Genomic DNA, 22,667 nt, shown 5'->3' with positions numbered 1-22,667 from the left:
GCCGGGCACCACCATCGCCCTGCGATCCGCTCCCACCAGGAGCCCGCACCAATCACCCACGAGGAGATCCGACGATGACGTCATTCGACCCGGTCGCGTCCAGCGACGCGATGCACAGCACCACCCTCCCCCACGAACGCCTCTCCATCAGCCGCGGACCGCGCTCCGGGCTGACCATCAGCGTCGCCCTGCACTCCACCGCCATGGGGCCGGCCCTCGGCGGCGCGCGGCTCTGGCGGTACGGGTCCTGGCTCGAGGCCGTCGACGACTCCCTCCGCCTGGCCGCGGGGATGACGATGAAGAACGCGGCCGCCGGTCTCGCGCACGGCGGCGGCAAGTCCGTCATCCACCTGCCCGTCGGCACGACCCTCGACCCCGCGGAGCGCCGCGACGCGATGCTCGACCTCGGCGACGCGGTCGAAGCACTCGGCGGCGCCTATCGCACCGCGGAGGACGTGGGCACGACCGCCGAGGACATGGCCGTCGTCGCCGAGCGGACCGACCACGTCAGCGGGCTGCCGGCCGACCGCGGTGGCGTCGGCGAACCGAGCGAGGCGACGGCGGCCGGTGTGCACGCGGCCATCACCGCGACGCTCGAGACGGTCTTCGGCACCCCGCTCGTCGCGGGCCACCGGGCGACGATCTCCGGGCTCGGCCAGGTCGGCGGCCGTCTGGCCCGACGGCTCGCGGCCGAGGGTGCTCGCCTCATCGTCACCGACGTCGACCCACGGAAGCGCGCCCTCGCCGAGGAGATCGGCGCCAGCTGGATCGAACCGGGCGACGAGCACCTCGTCGAGACGGACCTCTTCGTGCCGTGCGGCGTCGGCGGCGCCCTGAACGCCCGGGTGATCGGGCAGCTGCGGTGTCGCGCCGTGGTCGGGGCGGCGAACAACCAGCTCGCCTCCCGCGCCGACGCGGTGGCCCTCGAGGAGCGCGGCATCCTGTGGGCGCCGGACTTCGTCGCGAACGCGGGCGGCGTGATCTACCTCGCCATGGCGTCCGAACCGGGCGCCGATGCCGCTGCCATCGAGCAGCGGGTGTCGGCGATCGGGCGGACCGTGCAGTCGATCTACCGGGACGCCGCAGCGGAGGGCGTCACGACGCTCGTCGCCGCCGAACGCCTCGCGATGGCCCGCATCGATGCGGCCGGCGGGGTCCTCGCAGCGGTCTGACGACGACGAACGGCCCGTCCACCCGGAGCGGGTGGACGGGCCGTCGATCGCCGGTGTCAGGCGAGGTCGAGGGATCGCGTCAGAGCTTGACGACCATCTTCCCGGTGTTGGCGCCGCGCATGAGCGCGAGGAACGCGTCGAGCGTGTGGTCGAGGCCCTCGTAGACGGTCTCGTCGAAGACGACGTCGCCGTTCTGCAACCAGGCGCCCATCTCACCGGAGAACGCCGGGAAGTGCTGCGTGTAGTTGCCGACGGTGAAGCCCGTGAGGGTCAGCCCGCGGGTCACGATGTTCGACAGGTTGCGCGGGCCCTCGGCACGCTCGGTGTCGTTGATCTGCGAGATGACGCCGCAGAGCGCTGCGCGTCCGCCGTCGTTGAAGGCGTCGATCGCCGCTTCGAGGTGCTCGCCGCCGACGTTGTCGAAGTACACGTCGATGCCGTCGGGTGCCGCGGCCGCGAGCTGCTCGGTGACGGGGCCGTCCTTGTAGTTGAACGCGGCGTCGTAGCCGTACTTCTCCGTCAGCAGGGCGACCTTCTCAGCCGATCCGGCCGAACCGATGACGCGCTTCGCGCCCTTGAGACGGGCGATCTGGCCGACCATCGTGCCGACGGCACCTGCAGCACCGGAGACGAACACCGTGTCGCCCTCCCGGAACTTGGCGACCTCGAGCAGACCGACGTACGCGGTGAGGGCCGTCATGCCGAGGACGCCGAGGTAGGCGGACAGCGGGACGCCGGGGAGCTCAGGCACGACGCGGAACCCGCTGGCGTCCTCCTGGACGAGGTCGCGCCAGCCGAACTGGTGCAGGACGACGTCGCCGACGGAGAAGCCCTCGGCGGCCGACTCGACGACCCGGCCGATGGCGCCGCCGGTCATCGTCTCACCGAGCTGGTACGGCGCGACATAGGAGCGGGCGTCGTTCATGCGACCGCGCATGTAGGGGTCGACGGAGAGGAAGAGGTTCTGGACCCGGAGCTGGCCGGGCGCGAGCTCCGGGAGTTCGACGGAGACGGTCCGGAAGTCGGACTCGGTCGGCCAGCCCACCGGTCGCGAGACGAGCTGGATCTGGGTGCTGAGCGCGGGGGTGTTCATGTGGTGCCTTTCCTTGGTGCGATGATTCGGTGGGCGGGCGCAGCGCGTCGTCGGGTTGCGGACGGGGTGACGCCTGGGGCGTCGCGGAGGTGTCAGACGGCCAGTGCGATGACGAGCGCGATGAGTCCGAGCAACGGGGTGGTCCCCTGGACGATCGCGGCGCGGGCCTTCGTGCGGTCCGAGGTGATGAGGACGAGCGAGGCGAGGAGCATGGAGCCGGCCGAGGCGAAGACGAGGGCCGCGCCGATACCGGTCGAGCCGGTGATGAGGAAGACGATGCCGACGATCGTGCCGATCGCGAGGAACAGGTTGTAGAACCCCTGGTTGTACGCCATCCCGCGGGTGGTCTCGGCCTCGAGCTCGGAGGTGCCGAAGGTCTTGCGGGTGGCCGGCTCGGTCCAGCGCAGCGACTCGAGCACGAAGATGTAGACGTGCAGGAGGGCGGCGATGCCGACGAGGACGAGACTGACGACGAGCATGGGACGGGCCTTCCGGGAGATCGGCGTCGAGTCGTCCGGACGGAGCGACATTCTGTACCGATGGGTCTACTATAATAGTAGAACGCTCGGTCCACAACCCCGTCACGGATGCCGAGCGAGGAGGAGGCGCCCATGGGACGCACGCAGGAGTTCGACACCGTCGCCGTCGTCCAGGCGGCGCGCGACGTCTTCTGGGACCGCGGGTACGAGGCGACCTCGCTCGCCGACCTCGAAGCGGCCACCGGCCTGCGGCGGTCGAGCCTCTACCACGCCTTCGACAGCAAGCGCGGGCTGTTCGACGCCGCCGTGCAGGACTACCTCGACACCGTCATCCGACCGCGCCTCGCGGTCCTCGCGCTGGCGACGGACGGCAGAGCCGGGCTCACCACCTACTTCTCCGGCGTGCAGACGGTCATCGCGACCCTGCCCGACGACTCGCCCCGCCGCGGTTGCCTCCTCCTCAACAGCGCGGCCGGCCTCGCGGCCCACGACGATGCACTGCGCGAGGTCGTCGACGGCTACCGGGCCGAGCTCACCACCGCGGTCTCGGACGCCCTCGCCCTCGCCCGTCCCGAGGCGGACGCGGACGAACTCGCCGCGGCCGCTCGGCAGCTCACGTCGTTGTCGGTCAGCGCGCTACTGCTCGCCCGGGTCAACCGGGAGGAGGCCGTCGCCATCCTCGACGTCGCCGTCGCGCAGGTCGGCAGCTGGTAGCGGACGCATAACACCGGAACCCTCCGGATGTCACCGGCGGACGCCAATGTGACGCTCTGTTTCGGCGACCGAGAGGGGTCCGTCGCCCTCGCGTAGCATGGCGGGCACCCCACCCCTGGAGCCCGAGACCCATGACGAACGCTGCCCCAAGCCCGCTCGCCGCGAGCTCGCCGGTCACCCGCGACGCCGTTCCCGTCGGTTCGGCGGATCGTGCCTCCACGGTCGCGTTCACCGGGGTCGGCCGCACCTTCGCGAGCGGTGCCGGCAAACGCGCCGACGCCCCGCGGCCCGTGCTGCGCGACGTCACGATCACCGCCGAGGCCGGCGAGGTCGTGGCGATCCTCGGCACGAGCGGCTGCGGCAAGTCCACCCTGCTGCGCATCGCGGCCGGTCTCGACCACCCGACTGCTGGCTCCGTGCTCATCGACGGCACACCCGTCGCCGGCATCGACCCGCGCACGGCCTTCGGCTTCCAGGAGCCTCGACTCCTCCCCTGGCGCACCATCGCGGCGAACGTCGCACTCGGTCTGCCCAAACGGACACCCGCAACCGAAGGACGTGCCCGCGTCGCCGAGCTGCTCGAACTCGTCGGGCTCGCGGACTTCGCCGAGCACCGCCCACGGGAGGTCTCCGGCGGCATGGCGCAACGCGCCTCGCTCGCCAGGGCCCTCGCCCGCCGGCCGGGCGTCCTGCTCCTCGACGAACCGTTCGGTGCCCTCGACGCCCTCACCCGGCTGAAGATGCAGGATCTGCTGCTCGCCATCCACCTCGCCGCGCCCACCACGATCCTGCTCGTGACGCACGACGTCGACGAGGCCCTCCAGCTCGCCGACCGGGTCATCCTCCTGGGTCGTGAGGACGGACACCCCGGTTCGACCATCGCCCAGACCGTGACCGTCCCCGGCAACCGCCCGCGCGACCGCGGGTCGGCAGAGCTCGCCGAGCTGCGCGGCCGCCTCCTCGACGGACTCGGCATCGACCGCCACGGTCTCGCCCGCGGCGACCAACGACTGCCGTCCATCCCGCACTTCCCGTACTGAGCCACCCACCACCTCCGCCGTCATCCCGCACCGATCCACAGCAAGGACCAACGCATGACCTCACGACGCCGCTTCACCACCTCCCGCGCCGGGCGCGCGGCCATCGTCGCCGCGACCGCCGCCGCAGCGCTCCTCCTCAGCGGCTGCGTCGCGGGCGAGAACGCTCCTGCGGCCGGCGGTGACAGCACCGCCGGCACCACCGAGGGCGGCACGCTCGACATCGACTTCGCGACCTACAACCCGCTCTCGCTCATCATCAAGGACCAGGGCTGGCTCGAGGACGCACTCGACGACCAGGACATCACCGTCAACTGGGTCCAGTCGGCCGGCTCCAACAAGGCGAACGAGGCACTGCGGGCCGACGCGATCGACGTCGGGTCCACCGCCGGATCCGCCGCACTCCTGAACCGGGCGAACGGATCGGCCATCCAGGCGATCGACGTCTTCTCGCAGCCCGAGTGGTCGGCGATCGTCGTCGGCCAGGGCTCGACGATCACGGACGTCGCCGAGCTCAAGGGCAAGAAGGTCGCCGCGACGAAGGGCACCGACCCCTACTTCTTCCTCCTGCAGGCACTGGAGGAGGCCGGCCTGTCCGCCTCGGACGTCACGATCGAGAACCTCCAGCACGCCGACGGCTGGGCTGCCCTGCAGAACGGTTCCGTCGACGCGTGGGCCGGTCTCGACCCGATCATGGCCGGCGCCGAGGAGGCGGGCGCGAAGCTCATCTACCGCAACGTCGACTTCAACAGCTACGGCATCCTGGCCGCGACCGAGTCCTTCATCGACGAGCGTCCGGACGTCGCGCAGACCGTCGTGAACGCCTATGAGCACGCTCGTGAATGGGCTGCGTCGAACCCCGACGAGACGGCGCAGATCCTCGCGGACGCCGCGGGCCTCGACCTCGCCGTGGCGACGAAGGTGATCACGGAGCGCTCGAACCTCGACGTCGACCCGGCCCCGGGCAAGGCGCAGGAGCAGGTCCTGTCGATCATCGGCCCGATCTTCGTGGAGTCCGGCGACGTGTCGTCGCAGGACAAGGTCGACGACGCCCTGGCCGACCTCTTCAACCCGAGCTTCGTGGACGACGCGGACCCGTCCGTCATCGGCGCGAAGTAGTCCGCCCCTGAACCGTCCCGAGAGGAACCCATGACCGAGTTCGCCGGTCTCGGCACCACCGCAGCCGCGGGTGCCCAGGCGACCCAGTCCGGCCGCGACGCGCGCGCCGTTCTCGGGTCCCGCAGGATCGTCGTGGTCCTCGGCGGCTTCCTCGTCCCCGTCGTCATCCTCGGGGCCTGGCAGCTCGTCACCGCGTTCGGCCTCGTGCCGGCCTCGCAACTCCCGGCACCCGCCGAGGTCTGGGCGGCCGGCGTGGATCTCGCGCAGCGCGGCTGGCTGCAGCAGGACGTCGCCATCTCGGTGCAGCGGGTCCTCATCGGCTTCCTCATCGGCGCTGTCCTCGGCCTCGTCCTCGGCGCGGTCGTGGGGCTCTCGCGCCTCGGCGACATCCTGCTGTCGACGACCTTCGCGGCGATCCGTGCCGTCCCGTCGCTCGCGTGGGTCCCGCTGCTCATCCTCTGGCTGAAGATCGGTGAGGAGTCGAAGATCACGCTCATCGCGATCGGCGCGTTCTTCCCGGTGTACACGACGGTCTCAGCCGCGCTCCGCCACGTGGACAAGCACCTGGTCGAGGCCGGCCGCGCGTTCGGGCTGAACGGTGTCGCGTTGTTCCGGACGGTGCAGCTGCCCGCCGTGACGCCCTCGGTCGTCTCCGGCCTCCGGCTCGCGCTGGCGCAGTCGTGGCTGTTCCTCGTGGCGGCGGAGCTCATCGCCTCGTCCATGGGACTCGGATTCCGCCTGGTGGACTCGCAGAACAACGGCCGGGTCGACCGCATCTTCTTCGTCATCATCGTGCTCGCCCTGCTCGGCGCGATCACCGATGCGCTCGTCGGTGTCCTCGACCGCTGGATCAAGCGCCGCTGGGGGTAGGGGCCTGCCGCCGCCGGCCGTGCAGTTCCCCAGCGCGAACGGCCGAATGTTGCAGCGAAGTCGCTCCTGACGCAAGAAATCCGCACACCCTCCGCCCCTACGCTCGAAGGAATCGTCAACCACCCCGGGTGACGCCTGCGCACGCGGAAGGAGGTTCACCATGTCGAACGTCGCCACCACCCACACGAAGAGCATCGTCGGAGAGCCGGAGGTCGTCGAAGACGCCGCCGCACTCGTCGGGCACCCGGCCTGGACGGACCTCAAGGCCGCCGCGACCGCGCTGCAGGCCGTCCAGGTGAAGGACGGCTCGATCCCCGAGTCAAACGACCACGAGTCGGCGGCAGGGCACGTCGCCACGATCGTCGCGAGCGTCCGCACCCTCGCTCCGAACTTCCCGCACGACGCCGAGTACCTCGACGCGCTCGTCGCCGACTTCGACCGCTGGGAGCGCGACGGCTTCGGCGTCCCGGACTTCCTCGACTCGCTCGTCGCCTTCCACCCCGAGCGGCATCGCGTGGACGGCCTGGGACACCTCGTCGTGTTCCCGATGGTCACGCAGAACGGTTCGACCGACCGCCACATCGAGGCCGTGCTCGTCGAGGTCATCTGGCCCGAGTTCATCGCCGCGCTCGAGGCCGGCGACTACACGAACGCGCTCTTCGTGCCGATCCGTTTCCTCGACTTCACGCCGGGGTACGACACGAACTCAGCGGTCCTCTTCCCCGAGACGGTCGCGATGCGCGCGATCCCGGCGTTCACCTGGGGCGCGATCTTCCAGGACCGCGAGGCTGCCCGGTACCGTCGGGTCGTCCGAGCCGCTGCCGAGATCACCAAGCTCGAGCTCCCGGCCGACGCCGCGTCCCTCCTGGACGACCAGCAGCTGGCCGAGGAGACCTTCGTGATGTGGGACCTCATCCACGACCGCACGCACATGCGCGGTGACCTCCCGTTCGACCCGTTCATGATCAAGCAGCGGATGCCGTTCTTCCTGTACTCCCTCGAGGAGCTGCGCTGCGACCTCACGGCGTTCCGCGAGTCGGTCAGGCTGGAGCGCACGCTGACGACCCGCGCGGAGTCCGAGACGCTCGACGCAGCGGACGGGGCGATCCTCGAGCACGCGAAGCTCGTCCAGTACGCGATCATCTTCGACCGCATCTTCCGGTTCGCCATCACCGGCTCGCGCGTCCGGAACTACGACGGCGTCGGCGGCCAGCTGCTGTTCGCGTGGATGCACCAGCACGGCGTGCTGCACTGGACCGACACCAGGCTCACGATCGACTGGGACGAGGTCCCCGACGTGGTCGTGCGGCTCGGCGAGAGCATCGACGAGTTGTACTGGCGATCGATCGACCGTCCGAAGACCGCGCACTGGCTCGCCGCGTACGAGCTCGTCCGGACGACGCTGACGCCGCACCCCGCGTCGCAGTGGGCGCGTGGGCTGTCCGACGAGATCCTGAGCGGACCGCCGCGCGGACTCACCGACGCGGTCCTCGACGACGAGTTCCCCCTGTCGATGTTCTACGAGGCGCTGGGCAAGAAGATGGCGGACGTCATCACGTCGACCGCAGGGATCACGGGGCGATCCGCGGCCTGACCCGACCGTGCCGCGGAGGAGCCCGGAGCAGCACGCTCCTGAGTGCCGCTCCGGGCTCTTGTCCGAGTGCCGGACCGCCGCGCTCCGTCGCTCGACGGATGTCCCCGGCGGGGCGTCGCGCTAGCGTGGACGGCATGAGCGAGCCCGCCGTCGACCAGCAGGAGGACCGCCCGGTCGACCCCTACGACGCCGAGTGGCGGCGTCCGGCCGCGACGCCGTCGGAACAGCGATCCGACATCATCCTCGCCATCGCGCTCGGCGTCGGCACCCTCCTCAGCCTGACGCTGTACACGATCGCCGGGTTCTACCCCGAGCCCGCACCGATGTGGGCGTCCGTCCTCTGGGCGATCGGCATCACCGCGCCGCTCGCGTTCCGTCGCCGCTTCCCGTGCTCGGTGTCCGTCATCGTCGCCGTCATGTTCATCGTGGGCGGCACGGTGCTCGTACCCGAGGTCCTCTTCACGAACATCGCCCTGTTCCTCGCGATCTACACGGTCGGGGCGTGGGTCCCGAACCGACGCCGAGCTGCGCTCGTCCGCGTGCTCATCATCGTCGCGATGTTCGTCTGGCTGCTCGTCTCCATGTTCATCCAGGCGACCGACCCCGACGCCTTGCCCAGCCTCTCCCGGGTGGGGGTGTTCTCGCCCCTCGTCGCGTTCCTCCTCATCCAGATCCTGACGAACATCCTCTACTTCGGAGCCGCGTACTTCTTCGGCGAGCGCGTGTACCAGTCCTCCCGTGAGCGGGCGGCGCTCGAGCAGCGCACGGCCGAGCTCGAGGCGGAGCGCGCCCGGTCCGCCCGGCAGGCGGTCGCCCTCGAGCGGGTGAGGATCGCGCGCGAGCTGCACGACGTCGTCGCCCACCACGTCTCGGTCATGGGGGTCCAGGCCGGCGCCGCGCGCACCGTGCTCGATGCGGACCCGGCCGCCGCGCGGGATGCACTCACGAACGTCGAGCTCGGCGCTCGGAGCGCGATCGACGAGCTGCGCAAGATGCTCGGCACCCTCCGCGCGCACGGCGAACCGACCGACGAGGAGAGCAGCCCGTCGACCGTCGGCGTCGGCCAGCTGGGTCGGCTCGCCGACGAGTCGACGGCGAACGGGCTGCCGACGAGGTTCGAACTCGTGGGGACACCGGTCGCGATCCCGGCCGTCGTCTCGTTCAACCTGTACCGGATCGCGCAGGAGGCGCTCACGAACGCCCGCAAGTACGGCGGTACCACGGCGACGGCCGAACTCAGGCTCCGCTATCTGGACGACGCGGTCGAACTCGAGGTCACGAACACGGGGACCGTCCCGACGGTGGCCCGACGCGGCGGGCTCGGGCTCATCGGGATGCGGGAGCGCGTGGCGTCGTCCGGTGGCGTCCTCGAGGTCGGGGCACGCGCCCGCGGCGGCTTCCTCGTGCGGGCCGCCATCCCGCTCGGCCGGCCGGGCGACCAGGCGATGGAGCCCGTCGCCGCGTCCATCGCCGACGCCCGCCTCGCCTCCGCCGCCGCAGGACGACCCCAGACCACCACCACGAAGGACCAGGCATGACCGAGCACCCCACCCGCATCCTCCTCGTCGACGACCAGGAGCTGCTGCGTGCGGGCTTCCGCATCATCCTGGGCTCACAGCCCGGGATCGAGATCGTCGGTGAGGCGTCGGACGGTGCCGAGGCCGTCGCGCTCGCGACGACGCTCGCGCCGGACGTGATCTGCATGGACGTCCAGATGCCGGGCATGGACGGCCTCGAGGCCACCCGTCGGATCGTCGCGGATCCGGACACCAACGCCGCCGTCCTCATCCTCACCACCTTCGACCGCGACGACTACCTGGCCGAGGCGCTCCGTGCCGGCGCGAGCGGGTTCCTCCTGAAGAACTCCTCGCCGGAGGAACTCGTCGCGGCGGTCTCGGTGATCGCGGGCGGGGAGGCGCTCCTCTCCCCGGCGGTCACGCGCCGGGTCATCGAGGGGTTCACCCGTCAGAGCCCCGTCGTCGAGGACGCCGCGCAGGACCCCGCCGTCCCGGCCGGGCCGGCGACCGGCGCCGACTATGAGCAGCTGACGGAGCGCGAGCGCGAGGTCCTGCAGCTGGTCGCCCAGGGCCTGTCCAACCAGGAGATCGCGACCACGCTCTTCGTCGGCGAGGCGACCGTGAAGTCGCACGTCTCGAAGGTGCTGCAGAAGCTCGCCCTCCGTGATCGCATCCAGGCGGTCATCTACACCTACGAGCACGGGCTGGCGTCGCCGCGCAGCTGAGGGTTCGCTCCGTCTCCGCGCAACCCCGTCGGTCGGTCGGATGCGAGGAGTAGCGTGACGACCATGGAATTTCGATACCTCGGCAACAGCGGACTCAAGATCTCAGAGATCATCTTCGGCAACTGGCTGACCCACGCCTCGCAGGTGGAGAACGACGTCGCCACGGCGAGCGTTCGCGCCGCCCTCGACGCCGGCATCACCACCTTCGACACGGCCGACGCCTACGCGAACACGGCGGCTGAGCAGGTGCTCGGCGACGCCCTCAAGGACGAACGACGCGCGAGCCTGGAGATCTTCACGAAGGTCTACTGGCCCACCGGCCCGAAGGGGCACAACGACGTCGGGCTGTCGCGCAAGCACATCATGGAGTCGATCGACGGTTCACTCACGCGTCTCGGCACCGACTACGTCGACCTGTACCAGGCCCACCGCTACGACAGCGAGACGCCCCTCGAGGAGACGATGCAGGCCTTCGCCGACGTCGTCCGGGCGGGCAAGGCGCTCTACATCGGCGTGAGCGAGTGGAACGCCGAGCAGCTGCGCGCCGGCCACGCCCTGTCCAAGGAGCTGGGCTTCCAGCTCATCTCGAACCAGCCGCAGTATTCGATGCTGTGGCGGGTCATCGAAGAGGAGGTCGTCCCGACCTCGCGCGAACTCGGCATCTCACAGATCGTCTGGTCGCCGGTGGCGCAGGGCGTCCTCAGCGGCAAGTACCTGCCGGGCGCAGAGCTCCCGCAGGGCAGCCGGGCCACCGACGAGAAGGGCGGCGCCGACACCATCAAGCGCTTCCTCGACGACGAGGTGCTGACGGCCGTCCAGAAGCTGAAGCCCATCGCCGACGAGCTCGACCTCACCATGGCGCAGCTGGCGCTCGCCTGGGTGCTGCACAACGACAACATCGCCGGTGCGATCGTCGGCGCCTCGCGTCCTGAGCAGGTCACCGCGAACGCCGCCGCGGCCGGTGTGAAGCTCGACGACGCGGTCATCGCCCGCATCGACGAGGCCATCGGCTCCGTCGCCGAGACCGACCCCTCGAAGACGGTCTCCCCGGAGTCCCGCCCCGCCTGATCCAGCGCTCGGCTGGTCCACGACGCCCGGTATCCCCCACTCGACGGAGAAGGAGACCGGGCGTCGTCGCGTCAACCCGTCCTACGGCGGATGCCGGTGGCACACCGCGCCGCGTAGCGTGATCGCCATACCGGGAGAACCCGACGCAGGACACTCGGTCCAGCACGCAGATCACAGGAGGCGGCCGATGCTCGAACTCAGCCACATCGACAAGTCGTACGGCGAGCGGAAGGTGCTCGACGACGTCAGCTTCCAGGTCGCCCCCGGTCGCATGACGGGGTTCGTCGGCGGGAACGGTGCCGGCAAGACGACGACGATGCGCATCCTGCTCGGTGTCCTCGCCGCGAACGCCGGAACCGTCACCCTCGACGGCACCCCGCTCACCCCGGAGGACCGCCGCCGGTTCGGCTACATGCCGGAGGAGCGCGGCCTCTACCCGAAGATGCGGGTCGAGGAACAGCTCGTCTACCTGGCCCGCCTCCACGGGTTCACGACCCACGCCGCCAAGCGCAACGCCGGCGAACTGCTCGAGCGTCTCGGCCTCGGCGAGCGCCGGAACGACGCCCTCGAGAGCCTGTCGCTCGGCAACCAGCAGCGGGCGCAGATCGCCGCGGCGCTCGTGCACGACCCCGACGTCCTCGTCCTCGACGAGCCGTTCTCGGGCCTCGACCCCATGGCCGTCGACGTGGTCGTCGGCGTGCTCAGCGAGTTCGCCGCAGGCGGCTCGCCCGTCCTGTTCTCCAGTCACCAGCTCGACATCGTGGAACGCCTCTGCGACGACCTCGTGATCATCGCCGGTGGCAGGATCCGCGCCTCCGGCTCGCGCGATTCCCTCCGCGAAGCCCACGCCGGCAACCGCTACGAGCTGCTCACCGCGGCCGACACCGGCTGGCTGCGCGAGCGTGCGGGGATCTCCGTCGTCGACTTCGACGGTGGCTACGCCCTCTTCGACGCCGACGACGCCCAGGCGGCGCAGGCCGTGCTCCGTGAGGCACTGACCCACGGTGACGTCACGAGCTTCGCCCCCCTCCGCCCCACCCTCGCCCAGATCTTCAAGGAGGTCATCCAGTGACCACGGCAACCGAGTCCCCGATCCAGCCCGCCGGTCGTCGTCGCTCCGGCCCGGCCTCCCCAAGCCTCGTGCAGAGCATCGGTCTCGTCGCCGAGCGCGAAGTCAAGATGCGTCTGCGGAGCAAGACGTTCCTCATCTCGACGGGCATCCTGCTCCTCGTGATCCTCGCCGGCATCGTCGTCGGTGGGTTCCTCGCGAAGAACACCGCCTCGGAGACCACGAAGGTCGCGGTCGTCGGGAACGCGGGTGCGGGACTCGTCGACGGCAAGACCTTCGACGTGACCGAGGCGGCCGACGTCGCCGCCGCTGAAGCCCTGGTGAAGTCGGGTGACGTCGAAGCGGCGATCGCACCGGCCACCGACGACAACCCCACCGGCGTCCAGGTCATCTTCGACTCCGAGGCCTCCAACACGCTCATCATGCAACTGAGCGCGCAGCCGCAGGTCACCATCCTCGATCCCGACGCCGACGCCTCCGCGGGCTTCCTGCTCTACATCGTGTCGCTCGGGTTCGGTCTCGTGTTCTTCGTCTCCGCCACCACCTTCGGGGCGTCGATCGCGCAGAGCGTCGTCGAGGAGAAGCAGACCCGCGTCGTCGAGATCCTCATGTCCGCCATCCCCGTGAAGGCGCTCCTCGCGGGCAAGGTGCTCGGCAACAGCATCCTGGCGTTCGGGCAGATCCTGGCGATCGCGGCGCTGTCGGTGATCGGGCTGACGGTGACGGGCCAGACGGAGCTGCTCGCCGGACTCGGGACCCCGGTCGTCTGGTTCGTGGTGTTCTTCGTGCTCGGCTTCATCCTGCTGGCCGCGCTGTTCGCCGCTGCCGGATCGCTGGTCTCGCGTCAAGAGGACATCGGTTCGACGACGACCCCGATTACGATGCTGATCATGATCCCGTACTTCGCCGTCATCTTCTTCAACGACAACCCGTTGGTGATGACGATCATGTCCTACGTGCCGTTCTCGGCAGCCGTGGGCATGCCCGTCCGTCTCTTCGTCGGCTCGGCGCAGTGGTGGGAGCCGATCCTGTCCCTGCTGATCCTCGCGATCACCGCGGCACTCGTCATCCTCGTCGGCTCGCGGATCTACGAGAACTCGCTGCTGAAAATGGGTGGCCGGGTCAAACTCTCGGAAGCGCTCAAGGCATGAGCGGGCTCGGCGGGATCGACGAGGTCTTCAACCCGGGTGCCTTCGAGGCCAAACAGTTCCTCGACGCCGAGCAGCGCCTCCCCGCGCCGGCCCCGCTCGCGGGCGATCCGGCGGGCGACATCTACGGCGACGAGCCCATCGTGCTCGACCTCGTGGACGAGGACGAAGAGGACCAGGACGCCCGGCTGACGCCCGAGCAGGCCGCCGCGCTGGCGGCCGAACAACCGGCTCAGCCCTCCGCCGAGGACGAGCAGCAGGCCGCAGTCGCCTCCTCGATCGCCGTGCACGCGCTCGCCTACGAGCACGCGCTCGCGCAGGAGACCCCGGACGCGGAACCGGAGCCCGGTGCGCACGCCGACGTCGACGCCGCGATCGACGCCGTGCCCGAGGAGGTCGTCACCTCCTCCGACGGCCCCCGTCACGCCGCCGACTGACCCCGTTTCCCGGTTCACAATTCAGGAGCGCCTCGGCGCGTCCCCGCCGACATGCACGGTGCGGGGGCGCCACGCCCGGGCGCTCCTGAATTGTGAACATGCCCGACGGCGACCCGAGCACGCAGGAAGTCGGCCCGCGATGCACGGAAGCTGCGTGTGGCATGCGCGAGGATGGATCAGTGACCGACTCTCTGCATGACACCAGCATCCGTGGCTTCGCCTCCGACAACTACTCCGGCGTCCACCCCGAGATCCTCGACGCCCTCGCGGCGGCCAACGGCGGCCACCAGATCGCCTACGGCGAGGACGACTACACCCGTCGGCTGCACGAGGTCTTCGCCGATCACTTCGGCCGCGACGTCGCCGTGTTCCCCGTCTTCAACGGCACCGGCGCGAACGTCGTCGGTCTGCAGTCCATGCTCCCGCGCTGGGGTGCCGTCATCTCGGCGTCGACCGCGCACATCAACTCCGACGAGGGCGGCGCGCCGGAGCGGGTCGGCGGCATCAAGCTCCTGACGGTCGACGCCCCCGACGGCAAGCTCACGCCCGACCTCATCGACCGCGAAGCGTGGGGCTGGGGCGACGAGCACCGTGCACAGCCGCTCGTCGTCTCGATCACGCAGACCACCGAGCTCGGCACCCTGTACACGCCCGAGGAGATCCGCGCGATCGCCGACCACGCGCACGGTCACGGCATGAAGCTGCACCTCGACGGCGCCCGCATCGCCAACGCCGCAGCAGCCCTCGGCGTCCCACTGCGCGCGTTCACCGCCGATGCCGGCGTCGACGTGCTGTCCTTCGGTGGGACGAAGAACGGACTCATGTTCGGCGAGGCCATCGTCGTGCTCGAACCGTCGGCGTCGGAGGGCCTCGTCTACCTGCGGAAGCTCAACATGCAGCTGGCGTCGAAGATGCGCTTCGGTGCGGCGCAGCTCATCGCCCTGCTCGAGCCGGCGGCCGACGGTGGCGACGGGCTCTGGCTCCGCTCCGCGACCCACGCCAATGCGATGGCCGCGCGCCTCCGCACCTCCCTCGAGGCCCTCATCGCCGCCGGCGAGGCACCGGGACTCGGCTTCAGCCAGCCGACCCAGGCCAACGCGGTGTTCGCGACCCTGCCAGCGGGCGTCCCCGACCGCTTGCGCGAACGCTTCCGCTTCTACGACTGGGACGCCGCGAAGGGCGAGGTCCGCTGGATGTGCTCGTTCGACACCACGGAGGACGACATCGACGCGTTCGTCGCCGCGATCCGCGAGGAACTCGCCCGCGCGTAGCGGCCGGTCACGATGACGGCAGGCCTCTGCGCGTCGACCCCCGATATGGCAAGGTTGGAGATCGGGCTTCCAACCGGATGAGAGAGACGGTCATGCACTATCAGTCGACGCGGGGCCACGATCTGCCCCAGCACTTCTCGGACATCCTCCTCGGCGGGCTCGCCCCGGACGGCGGCCTGTACCTCCCGGCGGAGTACCCGCAGCTGACCGCTGAGGAGCTCGAGTCGTGGCGCGAGCTGTCCTATGCCGACCTCGCGTTCGCCGTGCTGTCGAAGTTCGCCGACGACATCCCCGCAGCCGACCTCCAGGACATCACCCGTCGCACCTACACCGCCGAGGTCTACTCGAACGGCCGCGCAGGCGACGACGCGTCCCTCATCACCCCACTCCGCACCCTGGGTCACGAGGGCGACACGGAGCTGCAGCTCCTCGGCCTCTCGAACGGCCCGACGCTCGCCTTCAAGGACATGGCGATGCAGTTGCTCGGCAACCTCTTCGAGTACACGCTCGCGAAGAGTGGCGACGAGCTCAACATCCTCGGCGCGACGTCCGGCGACACCGGGAGCGCGGCCGAGCACGCCATGCGCGGCAAGACCGGCATCCGGGTCATCATGCTGAGCCCGCACGGCCGCATGAGTAGCTTCCAGCGCGCGCAGATGTTCAGCCTCCAGGACGACAACATCGTGAACCTCGCCGTCGAGGGGAACTTCGACGACTGCCAGGACATCGTGAAGGCCGTCTCGAAGGACGCTCCGTTCAAGGCACTCCACGCCGTCGGTACGGTCAACTCGATCAACTGGGCCCGCGTCGTCGCGCAGGTCGTGTACTACGTGCACGGCTGGCTGCTCGCGACCGACGGTCCGGGCCAGAAGGTGTCGTTCTCGGTGCCGTCCGGCAACTTCGGCAACGTCTGCGCCGGGCACATCGCCCGCTCCATGGGGCTCCCGATCGACCAGCTCGTCGTCGCGACGAACGAGAACGACGTCCTCGACGAGTTCTTCCGCACGGGCGTGTACCGCCCGCGCTCGGCGGCCGAGACGCACCACACCTCCAGCCCGAGCATGGACATCTCGAAGGCGTCGAACTTCGAGCGCTTCCTCTACGACCTCGTCGGTCAGGACGCGACCCGCCTCGGTGAGCTGTTCCGGTCCCTCGACGAGGAGGGCGGGTTCGACCTCTCCGGGACGCCCGAGTTCGAGCGGATCAGCGAGTTCGGCTTCGTCTCCGGTCGCAGCACGCACGCCGACCGCGTCGCCACCATCCGCGACGTGCACGAGCGCTACGGCGTCACGATCGACCCGCACACCGCCGACGGCGTCACGGTCGCCCGCCGCCACCTGCGCGAGGGCGTCCCGATGCTCGTCCTCGAGACCGCGCTGCCGGCGAAGTTCGCCGAGATCGTCCGCGAGGCGCTCGGCGAGGAACCGGAGCGACCGGAGGCGTTCGAGGGCATCGAGGGGCTCGAACAGCGCTTCGAGATCGTGCCGGCCGACGTCGACCGCATCAAGGCGATCATCGTGGAGCACACCGGCCGCTAAGAGGCCCGCCTGCTCGAGCCGCCCGTCTCCCGAGCCACTCCGTTCCCCGAGCCTGTCGAGGGGCGCCGTCACTCCCCGAGGCTCATCGGTTCGACCAGCACGCCGAGTCGCGTCCGCACCCACCACGCGCCCGTCTCGCGGCGTTCGCGGCCCGTTGTGAACCGGTAGCGCCAGACGGTCACGCGGATCCACCGCGGTGGGCCGTCGGGGAACGGGTTCTCGCGCAGCAGCGCGAGGGCCGCCCGGTCACCCTGCAGGAGTCGTTCGAGGTACCGCTCGAACCACGCCGTGTCGCGGACACCGAGGGCCAGGAACCAGAGCAGCCAGTCGAGTCGCAGATGGTACGGCGCGAACTGCGGCGGCCGACGCAACGGGTCACCGGGTTTCCCACGGAACCCGTACTCGCGCCAGCCGGTCTGGTCGCCCGGGTCGGCGGCGTCGGTCCCCTCGACGATCAGCTCGCGGCGCACCTTCGTCACCGTGCCGAACGCGCCGTAGGCGTTGACCAGGTGATAGCGGTTGAAGCTGGCGTTCATCAGCTGGCGACGGGAGAACAGGTTGGCCAGCGGGCGGATGCTCAGGAGGACGAGGCCCGCGGTCACGGCGAGGACGAGCAGCGTCCACCAGAGCGGCGACGAGCCTGAGCCGTCCGTCGCAGCACCGCCCGACGACGGCAGCCACGGCAGCGCGGCTCGGAGGCTGGTGTCGGAGACCGCGGCGAATGCGAGGACCACCGTGATCCAGTTGAGCCACGCGAAGTTGCCCGTCACGATGAGCCAGAGCTGACTCAGGATGATGAGACCGGCAGCGATCGAGGCGACCGGTTGTGGCGCGAACAGGAACCACGGCACCCCGAGCTGCACCACGTGGTTGCCGACGACCTCCACGCGGTGCGCCCACCGGGGCAGCCGGTGCGCATGCCAGCTGAACGGGCCGGGCATGGGCTGCGTCTCGTGGTGGAACTCCATCGCGGTCAGGTCGCGCCACTCGCGCCCGCCGCGGATCTTGATCATCCCGGCACCGAACTCGAGACGGAAGACGAGCCAGCAGAGGAACAGCAGCACCGGGACGGGCGGCGGCACCTCGCGGGACCCGAGGAAGGCGACGATGAACCCCGCCTCCAGCAGCAGCGTCTCCCAGCCGAAGGCGGTGAACGTCTGGCCGACGTTGACGATCGAGAGGTACCCCGCCCACAGCAGGAGGAAGGCGACCATCGGCACCCAGGGCGGCCCGAGCTGCGGCAGGCCGACGACGAGGGTGGCTGCGACCAGGGTGCCTCCCCAGGCGACGATCAGCAGCAGCCGATCGGAGTAGCGCCAGTGGAAGAGGCTCGGCGACTGCCGGAAACGGACTCGACGGAGGAACGCCGGGACGGGGAGCAGCCCGCGTTCACCGAGCAGCGCCGGGAACTGGTTCACCGTCGACACGAACGCGACGAGGAAGACGGCTGCGACACCGCGTTGCAGAACCTCCCGGGCGAGCAGGGCGTCGGTGGCGTCGAACCAGGTCCAGGTCATGCGCGTCCCCCTCACCGCTCGGCTCCGGCGGGAGGGCCCGAGGCTCCCGCGCCGACAGGATAGATCCGTCGCGCAGGCGACACCAGCCCTGAGCACCGGCTCATACGCCGACCTACGCTGACGGGCATGACCGACACCACTTCAGGACCAGACGACCAGACCACCGCCCGGCAGGAGCCGATCAGCCAGGGTGCGGGCGCTCCACTGCTCGGTGAGCCGATCGACGACGGCGGCGCCACCGTCCCGGATGGCACCGACGGACCGCTCGTCACCGACGCCCAGGACGCCCGACCGGACGGCCACGACGGATCGGACCTCGACGACACGGGCGACGAGGTCCCCATCGACCGGCCGACGGACGATCACGCGTTCGATCCGTTCGACGACACGCGGGTCGGCCCGGGCGACGAGGAACTGACGGACGACATCGACGACGCCGACGACGGCTCCGAGCTGCAGGACGACGGCACGGCGCCGGAGCTGGGCGAACAGCGCAGAGGATAGGCCTCGGACGGGCGGTGGCCAAGCCCCCGCGGGCGGCGCGCGCACCGGCCTACGCTGCCTGCATGACCGATCCCATGGATGCAGCAGCAGCAGATGCCCAGCGCGACGCCCTCGCGCACGGTGGACCCGGCGCCCAGGCGCACGTGCCCGGCGAGGACTCGACCGACAGCTCCGTCGGCGGGGTCGTCCCTGACGGCGACGCGTTCGACCGTTCGGGAGACGACGCGGCCCCCGGCGACGGCGGCCTGAGCAACGCCGGTGACGGCGTCGGTGGCGACGACGTGGTCGGCGACGCCGGCCTCGACGGAGCCGACGACACCGAGGACTCCGTCGAGGACCTGGACGACGCCGACGACCTCGCGGACCGCGCCCCGGTCGGCGACAGCTTCGGCGAAGGCCCGGAGTAGAACGGAGTCGCGCCAGGGCGGACGCCGCTCCGGTCCCTGAGCAGCGAGGAATCACACCCGGGCGCGCGCCGCTCCGGTCCCCGAGCCTGTCGAAGGGCGCTCAGGGGACGAGGATGAGCTTCCCGCTCGGGTGACCCGACTCGCTCTCGCGGTGCGCATCGGCGGCCTCGGCGAGAGGCCGGACGGTGCCGAGCTCGAAGCTGAAGCGACCCTGCTCGACGAGGGACGCGACCGCCGGGATCGCCTCCGCCCGCCAGGCCTGCTCCTGCGCCGTGAGCGGGAGCGGGTTGCCGCCGGACCACGCCTGGATCCCGAGGTCGGCCGCCTTCGCACCGACGACGATCGTGCCGATGTGCTGCCGGTCCTCGACCAGCTCGAACGAGGCCTGGAGCGCCTCGTCGGTGCCGACGGCGTCAAGCACCCGGTCGACGCCCTGCGGGGCGGCCTCGCGGACGCGCTCGACGAGCCCGGGACCGTAGGTGACGGGGATCGCCCCGAGCTCCCGCAGGCGCGCATGGTTCCCCTCGCTCGCGGTGGCGACGACGGTCGCTCCCCACGCCACGGCGAACTGCACTGCCGCGTGCCCCACCGAGCCCGATCCGCCGTGGATCAGGAGGGTCGTCCCCTCGGTCACGCCGAGCGACCGGAGCGCCTGGTAGGCCGTGCTCACGGGGATGCCGATCGCCGCCGCCTCCTCGAAGGAGATGGCCGCCGGTTTGCGGATGATCTGGTCGGGCGTGACGACGACATGGGTCGCGTACGTCCCGGAGGCGTTGACGACGACGACCTCGTCGCCGATCGACCAGCCCTCGACCCCGTCGCCGACCTCGACGACGACGCCGGCGCCGTCGCTCCCGACGCGTCGGGTGCCGTGCAGCTCGCCGCCGCGGACACCGCTGCGGAGCTTCCAGTCGATCGGGTTCACGCCCGCGGCGCGCACCTCGACGACGAGTTCGCCGTGGCCCGCCTGAGGCGTCGGCACCTCGACGAGCTCGAGGACGTCGGCCGGGCCGAGCTCCTGGTACTGGATGACGGTCGCCATGTCGTTCCCTTCTCGAGACGCGCCGTGCGCGCTCCTGATCGACGTCCGCCGCGCATCGCGACGGCCCTTCGAGGCTACTCCCGACGCTCCTCCACAGCCCCTCGGAACCTCCGGACCATGACGCCGCATGACCCGCGGATGGCACCGGCCCCGGCCTCCCGCGTAGCGTTGCAGCATGCCTCCCACTGATGGATCGACGTCCGCAGCGCCCGCCGCCACCATCGCGAACCTCCTCGCCGAGACCCGCAGCTACGCCCCACCGGCCGACCTCGCCCAGACGGCGAACGTCGGCCCGGAGGAATGGGCTCGCGCGGCCGCCGACCCCGTGGCGTTCTGGGAGGAGCAGGCCCGACGCCTCGACTGGGTCACCCCGTGGGAGACGGCTCACACCTGGGACCCGGCCCGGCCGGTCGAGGGGTCCGACCCGTCGGACCCCGAGCCCGAACTCACCGTCCCCGCCGCCACCTGGTTCGCCGGGGGAACGCTCAACGTGGCGGTCAACTGCGTCGACCGGCACGTCGACGCCGGACGAGGCGACAAAGTGGCCCTCCACTTCGAGGGAGAGCCGGGCGACCGCCGCTCCATCACCTACGCCGAGTTGCAGCGCGAGGTCGCGAAGGCGGCCAACGCGCTGACAGCACTCGGCATCGGCCAGGGAGACCGCGTCGTCATCTACCTGCCGGTCATCCCCGAGACGGTCATCGCCACCCTCGCCGTCGCCCGCATCGGCGCCATCCACTCCCTCGTGTTCGGTGGGTTCTCGGCTGAGGCGCTGCGCTTCCGCGTGGAGGACACCGAGGCCAAGCTGCTCATCACCACCGACGGCCAGTACCGCCGGGGTACGGCCGTGCCGGTCAAGCAGAACGCCGACGCCGCGGTCGACGGCGTGCCGTCCGTCGAGCACGTGCTCGTCGTCGCACGCACGGGCGACGAGACGCCGAACGTGCCGTGGACCCCCGGTCGCGACGTCTGGTGGCACGACACCATGGGTGTCGCCGCCGACACCCACGAGGCCGAGGCGTTCGACGCGGAGAACCCGCTCTTCATCATCTACACGAGCGGCACCACCGGGAAGCCCAAGGGACTCGTCCACACGTCAGGTGGATACCTCACGCAGGCGTCCTGGACCCACTGGGCGATCTTCGACGCCAAGGACGACGACGTCCACTGGTGCACCGCCGACCTCGCCTGGGTCACCGCGCACACCTATGAGATCTACGGTCCGCTCTCGAACGGGCTCACCCAGGTGATCTATGAGGGCACGCCGAACACCCCGCACCAGGCACGGCACTTCGAGATCATCGAGCGTTACGGCGTGACGACGTACTACACGGCGCCCACGCTCATCCGGACCCTCATGACGTGGTTCCCCGAGGGGCCGCCCGCCGAGTACGACCTCTCGACCCTCCGGCTCCTCGGTACCGTCGGCGAGGCGATCAACCCCGAGGCCTGGATGTGGTTCCGCGAGCGCATCGGGCGCGGCGAGACCCCGGTCGTCGACACCTGGTGGCAGTCGGAGACGGGGTCGGCCGTCATCGCGCCGCTCCCCGGTGCGACCACGATCAAGCCGGGTTCCGGCAGTCGCGCACTCCCCGGCCTGGAGGCGCTGGTCGTCGACGAGGACGGCGAGACGGTGCCGTACGGATCCGGCGGGTATCTGGTCGTCAGCCGCTTCGGGCCGTCGCTCGCGCGCACGGTCTGGGGCAACCCGGAGCGCTACCGCGACTCGTACTGGGCGAAGTACTGGAAGCAGGGCTACTTCTTCTCCGGCGACGGCGCCAAGTGGGACGAAGACGGCGACATCTGGGTCCTCGGGCGCGTCGACGACGTCATCAACGTCTCGGGCCACCGCCTGTCGACCATCGAGATCGAGTCGGCCCTCGTGTCGCATCCCCACGTGGGCGAAGCCGGCGTGGTCGGCGTGCACGACCCGATCACGGGGAGCGCGATCGCCGCGTTCGTCATCCCGTCCTCGCGATCCCACGGTCCGGAGGCCGACGGCGAGGCGTACTGGTTGGAGCGCTCCGCGGCACTCCGCGAGGCACTGCGCTCCCACGTGGCGAACGAGATCGGCCCGATCGCGAAGCCCCGCGACGTCTTCGTGGTCCCGGACCTCCCGAAGACCCGCTCGGGGAAGATCATGCGGCGTCTGCTCGGCGACATCGTCGACCAGCGGCCCCTCGGCGACACGACGTCGCTGCAGGACGAAGCGGCCCCGCACCGGATCGCCGAGATCGTCACTGCTGCACGGACCCTTCAAGCCCGGGAATAGCGCCCCGATCGATGCAGTTGCATCCATCGTCAACGGCGACGCAACCTCTGTCCACTTCCCTTGTTTCGCTTGGA

21 protein-coding genes are annotated in these 22,667 nt (G+C 70.5%); 17 read left to right on the top strand and 4 right to left on the bottom strand.

What is annotated here, in order from left to right; genetic code table 11:
- The first annotated feature begins 74 nt into the window (after positions 1–74).
- Positions 75–1,172 (top strand): Glu/Leu/Phe/Val dehydrogenase dimerization domain-containing protein, encoded by a 1,098-nt coding sequence (locus ACLIME_RS18100; RefSeq protein ID WP_411557826.1) that lies wholly within the window; start codon positions 75–77, stop codon positions 1,170–1,172.
- Positions 1,173–1,251: 79 nt separating this feature from the next.
- Here the strand turns inward: ACLIME_RS18100 and ACLIME_RS18095 are convergent, their stop codons facing one another.
- Positions 1,252–2,265 (bottom strand): NADP-dependent oxidoreductase, encoded by a 1,014-nt coding sequence (locus ACLIME_RS18095; protein WP_085511912.1) that lies wholly within the window; start codon positions 2,263–2,265, stop codon positions 1,252–1,254.
- A 92-nt stretch (positions 2,266–2,357) separates the two neighbouring features.
- Positions 2,358–2,795: a DUF1304 domain-containing protein gene (locus tag ACLIME_RS18090; protein ID WP_371413677.1), complete on the bottom strand. Its 438-nt coding sequence runs from the start codon at positions 2,793–2,795 to the stop codon at positions 2,358–2,360.
- Positions 2,796–2,876: 81 nt separating this feature from the next.
- Here ACLIME_RS18090 and ACLIME_RS18085 point away from each other — a divergent pair, with 81 nt between their 5' ends.
- The 13 genes from ACLIME_RS18085 to thrC all read left to right on the top strand — a co-directional run bounded on the left by ACLIME_RS18085 (position 2,877) and on the right by thrC (position 16,851).
- Entirely contained in the window at positions 2,877–3,458 is a 582-nt protein-coding gene (locus ACLIME_RS18085; RefSeq protein WP_411557825.1) for a TetR/AcrR family transcriptional regulator, read from the top strand.
- 131 nt (positions 3,459–3,589) lie between these two features.
- Complete coding sequence (locus ACLIME_RS18080; RefSeq protein ID WP_411557824.1) at positions 3,590–4,498, top strand: ABC transporter ATP-binding protein; 909 nt, start codon at positions 3,590–3,592, stop codon at positions 4,496–4,498.
- 54 nt (positions 4,499–4,552) lie between these two features.
- Positions 4,553–5,614 (top strand): aliphatic sulfonate ABC transporter substrate-binding protein, encoded by a 1,062-nt coding sequence (locus ACLIME_RS18075; RefSeq protein ID WP_192018824.1) that lies wholly within the window; start codon positions 4,553–4,555, stop codon positions 5,612–5,614.
- A 30-nt stretch (positions 5,615–5,644) separates the two neighbouring features.
- On the top strand, positions 5,645–6,484 hold the full coding sequence (locus tag ACLIME_RS18070; protein ID WP_159877573.1) for an ABC transporter permease: 840 nt from the start codon (positions 5,645–5,647) through the stop codon (positions 6,482–6,484).
- Positions 6,485–6,644: 160 nt separating this feature from the next.
- Positions 6,645–8,078 carry a DUF6421 family protein gene (locus ACLIME_RS18065; protein ID WP_411557823.1) on the top strand — a complete coding sequence of 478 codons (1,434 nt, stop codon included), beginning with the start codon at positions 6,645–6,647 and terminating at the stop codon, positions 8,076–8,078.
- Positions 8,079–8,212: 134 nt separating this feature from the next.
- Positions 8,213–9,616: a sensor histidine kinase gene (locus tag ACLIME_RS18060; RefSeq protein WP_411557822.1), complete on the top strand. Its 1,404-nt coding sequence runs from the start codon at positions 8,213–8,215 to the stop codon at positions 9,614–9,616.
- Positions 9,613–10,320 (top strand): response regulator, encoded by a 708-nt coding sequence (locus ACLIME_RS18055; RefSeq protein ID WP_411557821.1) that lies wholly within the window; start codon positions 9,613–9,615, stop codon positions 10,318–10,320. The genes ACLIME_RS18060 and ACLIME_RS18055 overlap by 4 nt, the downstream gene beginning before the upstream one ends.
- Positions 10,321–10,383: 63 nt before the next feature.
- Positions 10,384–11,388: an aldo/keto reductase family protein gene (locus tag ACLIME_RS18050; RefSeq protein ID WP_411557820.1), complete on the top strand. Its 1,005-nt coding sequence runs from the start codon at positions 10,384–10,386 to the stop codon at positions 11,386–11,388.
- 187 nt (positions 11,389–11,575) lie between these two features.
- Entirely contained in the window at positions 11,576–12,460 is an 885-nt protein-coding gene (locus ACLIME_RS18045; protein ID WP_411557819.1) for an ABC transporter ATP-binding protein, read from the top strand.
- Entirely contained in the window at positions 12,457–13,608 is a 1,152-nt protein-coding gene (locus ACLIME_RS18040; protein ID WP_411557818.1) for an ABC transporter permease, read from the top strand. The genes ACLIME_RS18045 and ACLIME_RS18040 overlap by 4 nt, the downstream gene beginning before the upstream one ends.
- On the top strand, positions 13,605–14,042 hold the full coding sequence (locus ACLIME_RS18035; protein WP_137242384.1) for a hypothetical protein: 438 nt from the start codon (positions 13,605–13,607) through the stop codon (positions 14,040–14,042). Before ACLIME_RS18040 ends, ACLIME_RS18035 begins: the two co-directional genes overlap by 4 nt.
- A 161-nt stretch (positions 14,043–14,203) precedes the next feature.
- On the top strand, positions 14,204–15,313 hold the full coding sequence (locus tag ACLIME_RS18030) for a threonine aldolase family protein (RefSeq protein WP_175116455.1): 1,110 nt from the start codon (positions 14,204–14,206) through the stop codon (positions 15,311–15,313).
- Between the two features lie 92 nt (positions 15,314–15,405).
- Entirely contained in the window at positions 15,406–16,851 is a 1,446-nt protein-coding gene (gene thrC / locus ACLIME_RS18025; protein WP_411557817.1) for a threonine synthase, read from the top strand.
- A gap of 68 nt (positions 16,852–16,919) precedes the next feature.
- On the opposite strand, the gene ACLIME_RS18020 is transcribed toward thrC, so the two are convergent.
- A complete protein-coding gene (locus tag ACLIME_RS18020) occupies positions 16,920–18,368 on the bottom strand; it encodes a lipase maturation factor family protein (protein WP_411557816.1) in 1,449 nt (482 codons plus the stop codon).
- 126 nt (positions 18,369–18,494) lie between these two features.
- Between ACLIME_RS18020 and ACLIME_RS18015 the strand changes: the two genes are divergently transcribed.
- Both ACLIME_RS18015 and ACLIME_RS18010 read left to right on the top strand, forming a co-directional pair.
- Positions 18,495–18,872 carry a hypothetical protein gene (locus ACLIME_RS18015; RefSeq protein WP_411557815.1) on the top strand — a complete coding sequence of 126 codons (378 nt, stop codon included), beginning with the start codon at positions 18,495–18,497 and terminating at the stop codon, positions 18,870–18,872.
- 62 nt (positions 18,873–18,934) lie between these two features.
- Positions 18,935–19,279 (top strand): hypothetical protein, encoded by a 345-nt coding sequence (locus ACLIME_RS18010; protein ID WP_124768596.1) that lies wholly within the window; start codon positions 18,935–18,937, stop codon positions 19,277–19,279.
- A 100-nt stretch (positions 19,280–19,379) separates the two neighbouring features.
- Here ACLIME_RS18010 and ACLIME_RS18005 read toward each other — a convergent pair whose 3' ends face one another.
- Complete coding sequence (locus ACLIME_RS18005; protein WP_411557814.1) at positions 19,380–20,321, bottom strand: NADP-dependent oxidoreductase; 942 nt, start codon at positions 20,319–20,321, stop codon at positions 19,380–19,382.
- 175 nt (positions 20,322–20,496) lie between these two features.
- Here ACLIME_RS18005 and acs point away from each other — a divergent pair, with 175 nt between their 5' ends.
- Positions 20,497–22,593 carry an acetate--CoA ligase gene (acs, locus tag ACLIME_RS18000; protein ID WP_411557813.1) on the top strand — a complete coding sequence of 699 codons (2,097 nt, stop codon included), beginning with the start codon at positions 20,497–20,499 and terminating at the stop codon, positions 22,591–22,593.
- Positions 22,594–22,667 lie beyond the last annotated feature (74 nt).

Source organism: Plantibacter sp. MPB07, assembly GCF_046619465.1.
In the GTDB taxonomy this organism is placed as follows: domain Bacteria; phylum Actinomycetota; class Actinomycetes; order Actinomycetales; family Microbacteriaceae; genus Plantibacter; species Plantibacter auratus.
Note: the sequence above shows the minus strand (reverse complement) of the source record. Positions and strands in the feature narration are given on the sequence as shown.

What these genes read in the sequence shown, in the direction of transcription:
- ACLIME_RS18100 (WP_411557826.1), top strand. Translation starts at nt 75, where the DNA reads ATGACGTCATTCGACCCGGTCGCGTCCAGCGACGCGATGCACAGCACC.
- ACLIME_RS18095 (WP_085511912.1), bottom strand. Translation starts at nt 2,265, where the DNA reads ATGAACACCCCCGCGCTCAGCACCCAGATCCAGCTCGTCTCGCGACCG.
- ACLIME_RS18090 (WP_371413677.1), bottom strand. Translation starts at nt 2,795, where the DNA reads ATGTCGCTCCGTCCGGACGACTCGACGCCGATCTCCCGGAAGGCCCGT.
- ACLIME_RS18085 (WP_411557825.1), top strand. Translation starts at nt 2,877, where the DNA reads ATGGGACGCACGCAGGAGTTCGACACCGTCGCCGTCGTCCAGGCGGCG.
- ACLIME_RS18080 (WP_411557824.1), top strand. Translation starts at nt 3,590, where the DNA reads ATGACGAACGCTGCCCCAAGCCCGCTCGCCGCGAGCTCGCCGGTCACC.
- ACLIME_RS18075 (WP_192018824.1), top strand. Translation starts at nt 4,553, where the DNA reads ATGACCTCACGACGCCGCTTCACCACCTCCCGCGCCGGGCGCGCGGCC.
- ACLIME_RS18070 (WP_159877573.1), top strand. Translation starts at nt 5,645, where the DNA reads ATGACCGAGTTCGCCGGTCTCGGCACCACCGCAGCCGCGGGTGCCCAG.
- ACLIME_RS18065 (WP_411557823.1), top strand. Translation starts at nt 6,645, where the DNA reads ATGTCGAACGTCGCCACCACCCACACGAAGAGCATCGTCGGAGAGCCG.
- ACLIME_RS18060 (WP_411557822.1), top strand. Translation starts at nt 8,213, where the DNA reads ATGAGCGAGCCCGCCGTCGACCAGCAGGAGGACCGCCCGGTCGACCCC.
- ACLIME_RS18055 (WP_411557821.1), top strand. Translation starts at nt 9,613, where the DNA reads ATGACCGAGCACCCCACCCGCATCCTCCTCGTCGACGACCAGGAGCTG.
- ACLIME_RS18050 (WP_411557820.1), top strand. Translation starts at nt 10,384, where the DNA reads ATGGAATTTCGATACCTCGGCAACAGCGGACTCAAGATCTCAGAGATC.
- ACLIME_RS18045 (WP_411557819.1), top strand. Translation starts at nt 11,576, where the DNA reads ATGCTCGAACTCAGCCACATCGACAAGTCGTACGGCGAGCGGAAGGTG.
- ACLIME_RS18035 (WP_137242384.1), top strand. Translation starts at nt 13,605, where the DNA reads ATGAGCGGGCTCGGCGGGATCGACGAGGTCTTCAACCCGGGTGCCTTC.
- ACLIME_RS18030 (WP_175116455.1), top strand. Translation starts at nt 14,204, where the DNA reads ATGCGCGAGGATGGATCAGTGACCGACTCTCTGCATGACACCAGCATC.
- thrC (WP_411557817.1), top strand. Translation starts at nt 15,406, where the DNA reads ATGCACTATCAGTCGACGCGGGGCCACGATCTGCCCCAGCACTTCTCG.
- ACLIME_RS18020 (WP_411557816.1), bottom strand. Translation starts at nt 18,368, where the DNA reads ATGACCTGGACCTGGTTCGACGCCACCGACGCCCTGCTCGCCCGGGAG.
- ACLIME_RS18015 (WP_411557815.1), top strand. Translation starts at nt 18,495, where the DNA reads ATGACCGACACCACTTCAGGACCAGACGACCAGACCACCGCCCGGCAG.
- ACLIME_RS18010 (WP_124768596.1), top strand. Translation starts at nt 18,935, where the DNA reads ATGACCGATCCCATGGATGCAGCAGCAGCAGATGCCCAGCGCGACGCC.
- ACLIME_RS18005 (WP_411557814.1), bottom strand. Translation starts at nt 20,321, where the DNA reads ATGGCGACCGTCATCCAGTACCAGGAGCTCGGCCCGGCCGACGTCCTC.
- acs (WP_411557813.1), top strand. Translation starts at nt 20,497, where the DNA reads ATGCCTCCCACTGATGGATCGACGTCCGCAGCGCCCGCCGCCACCATC.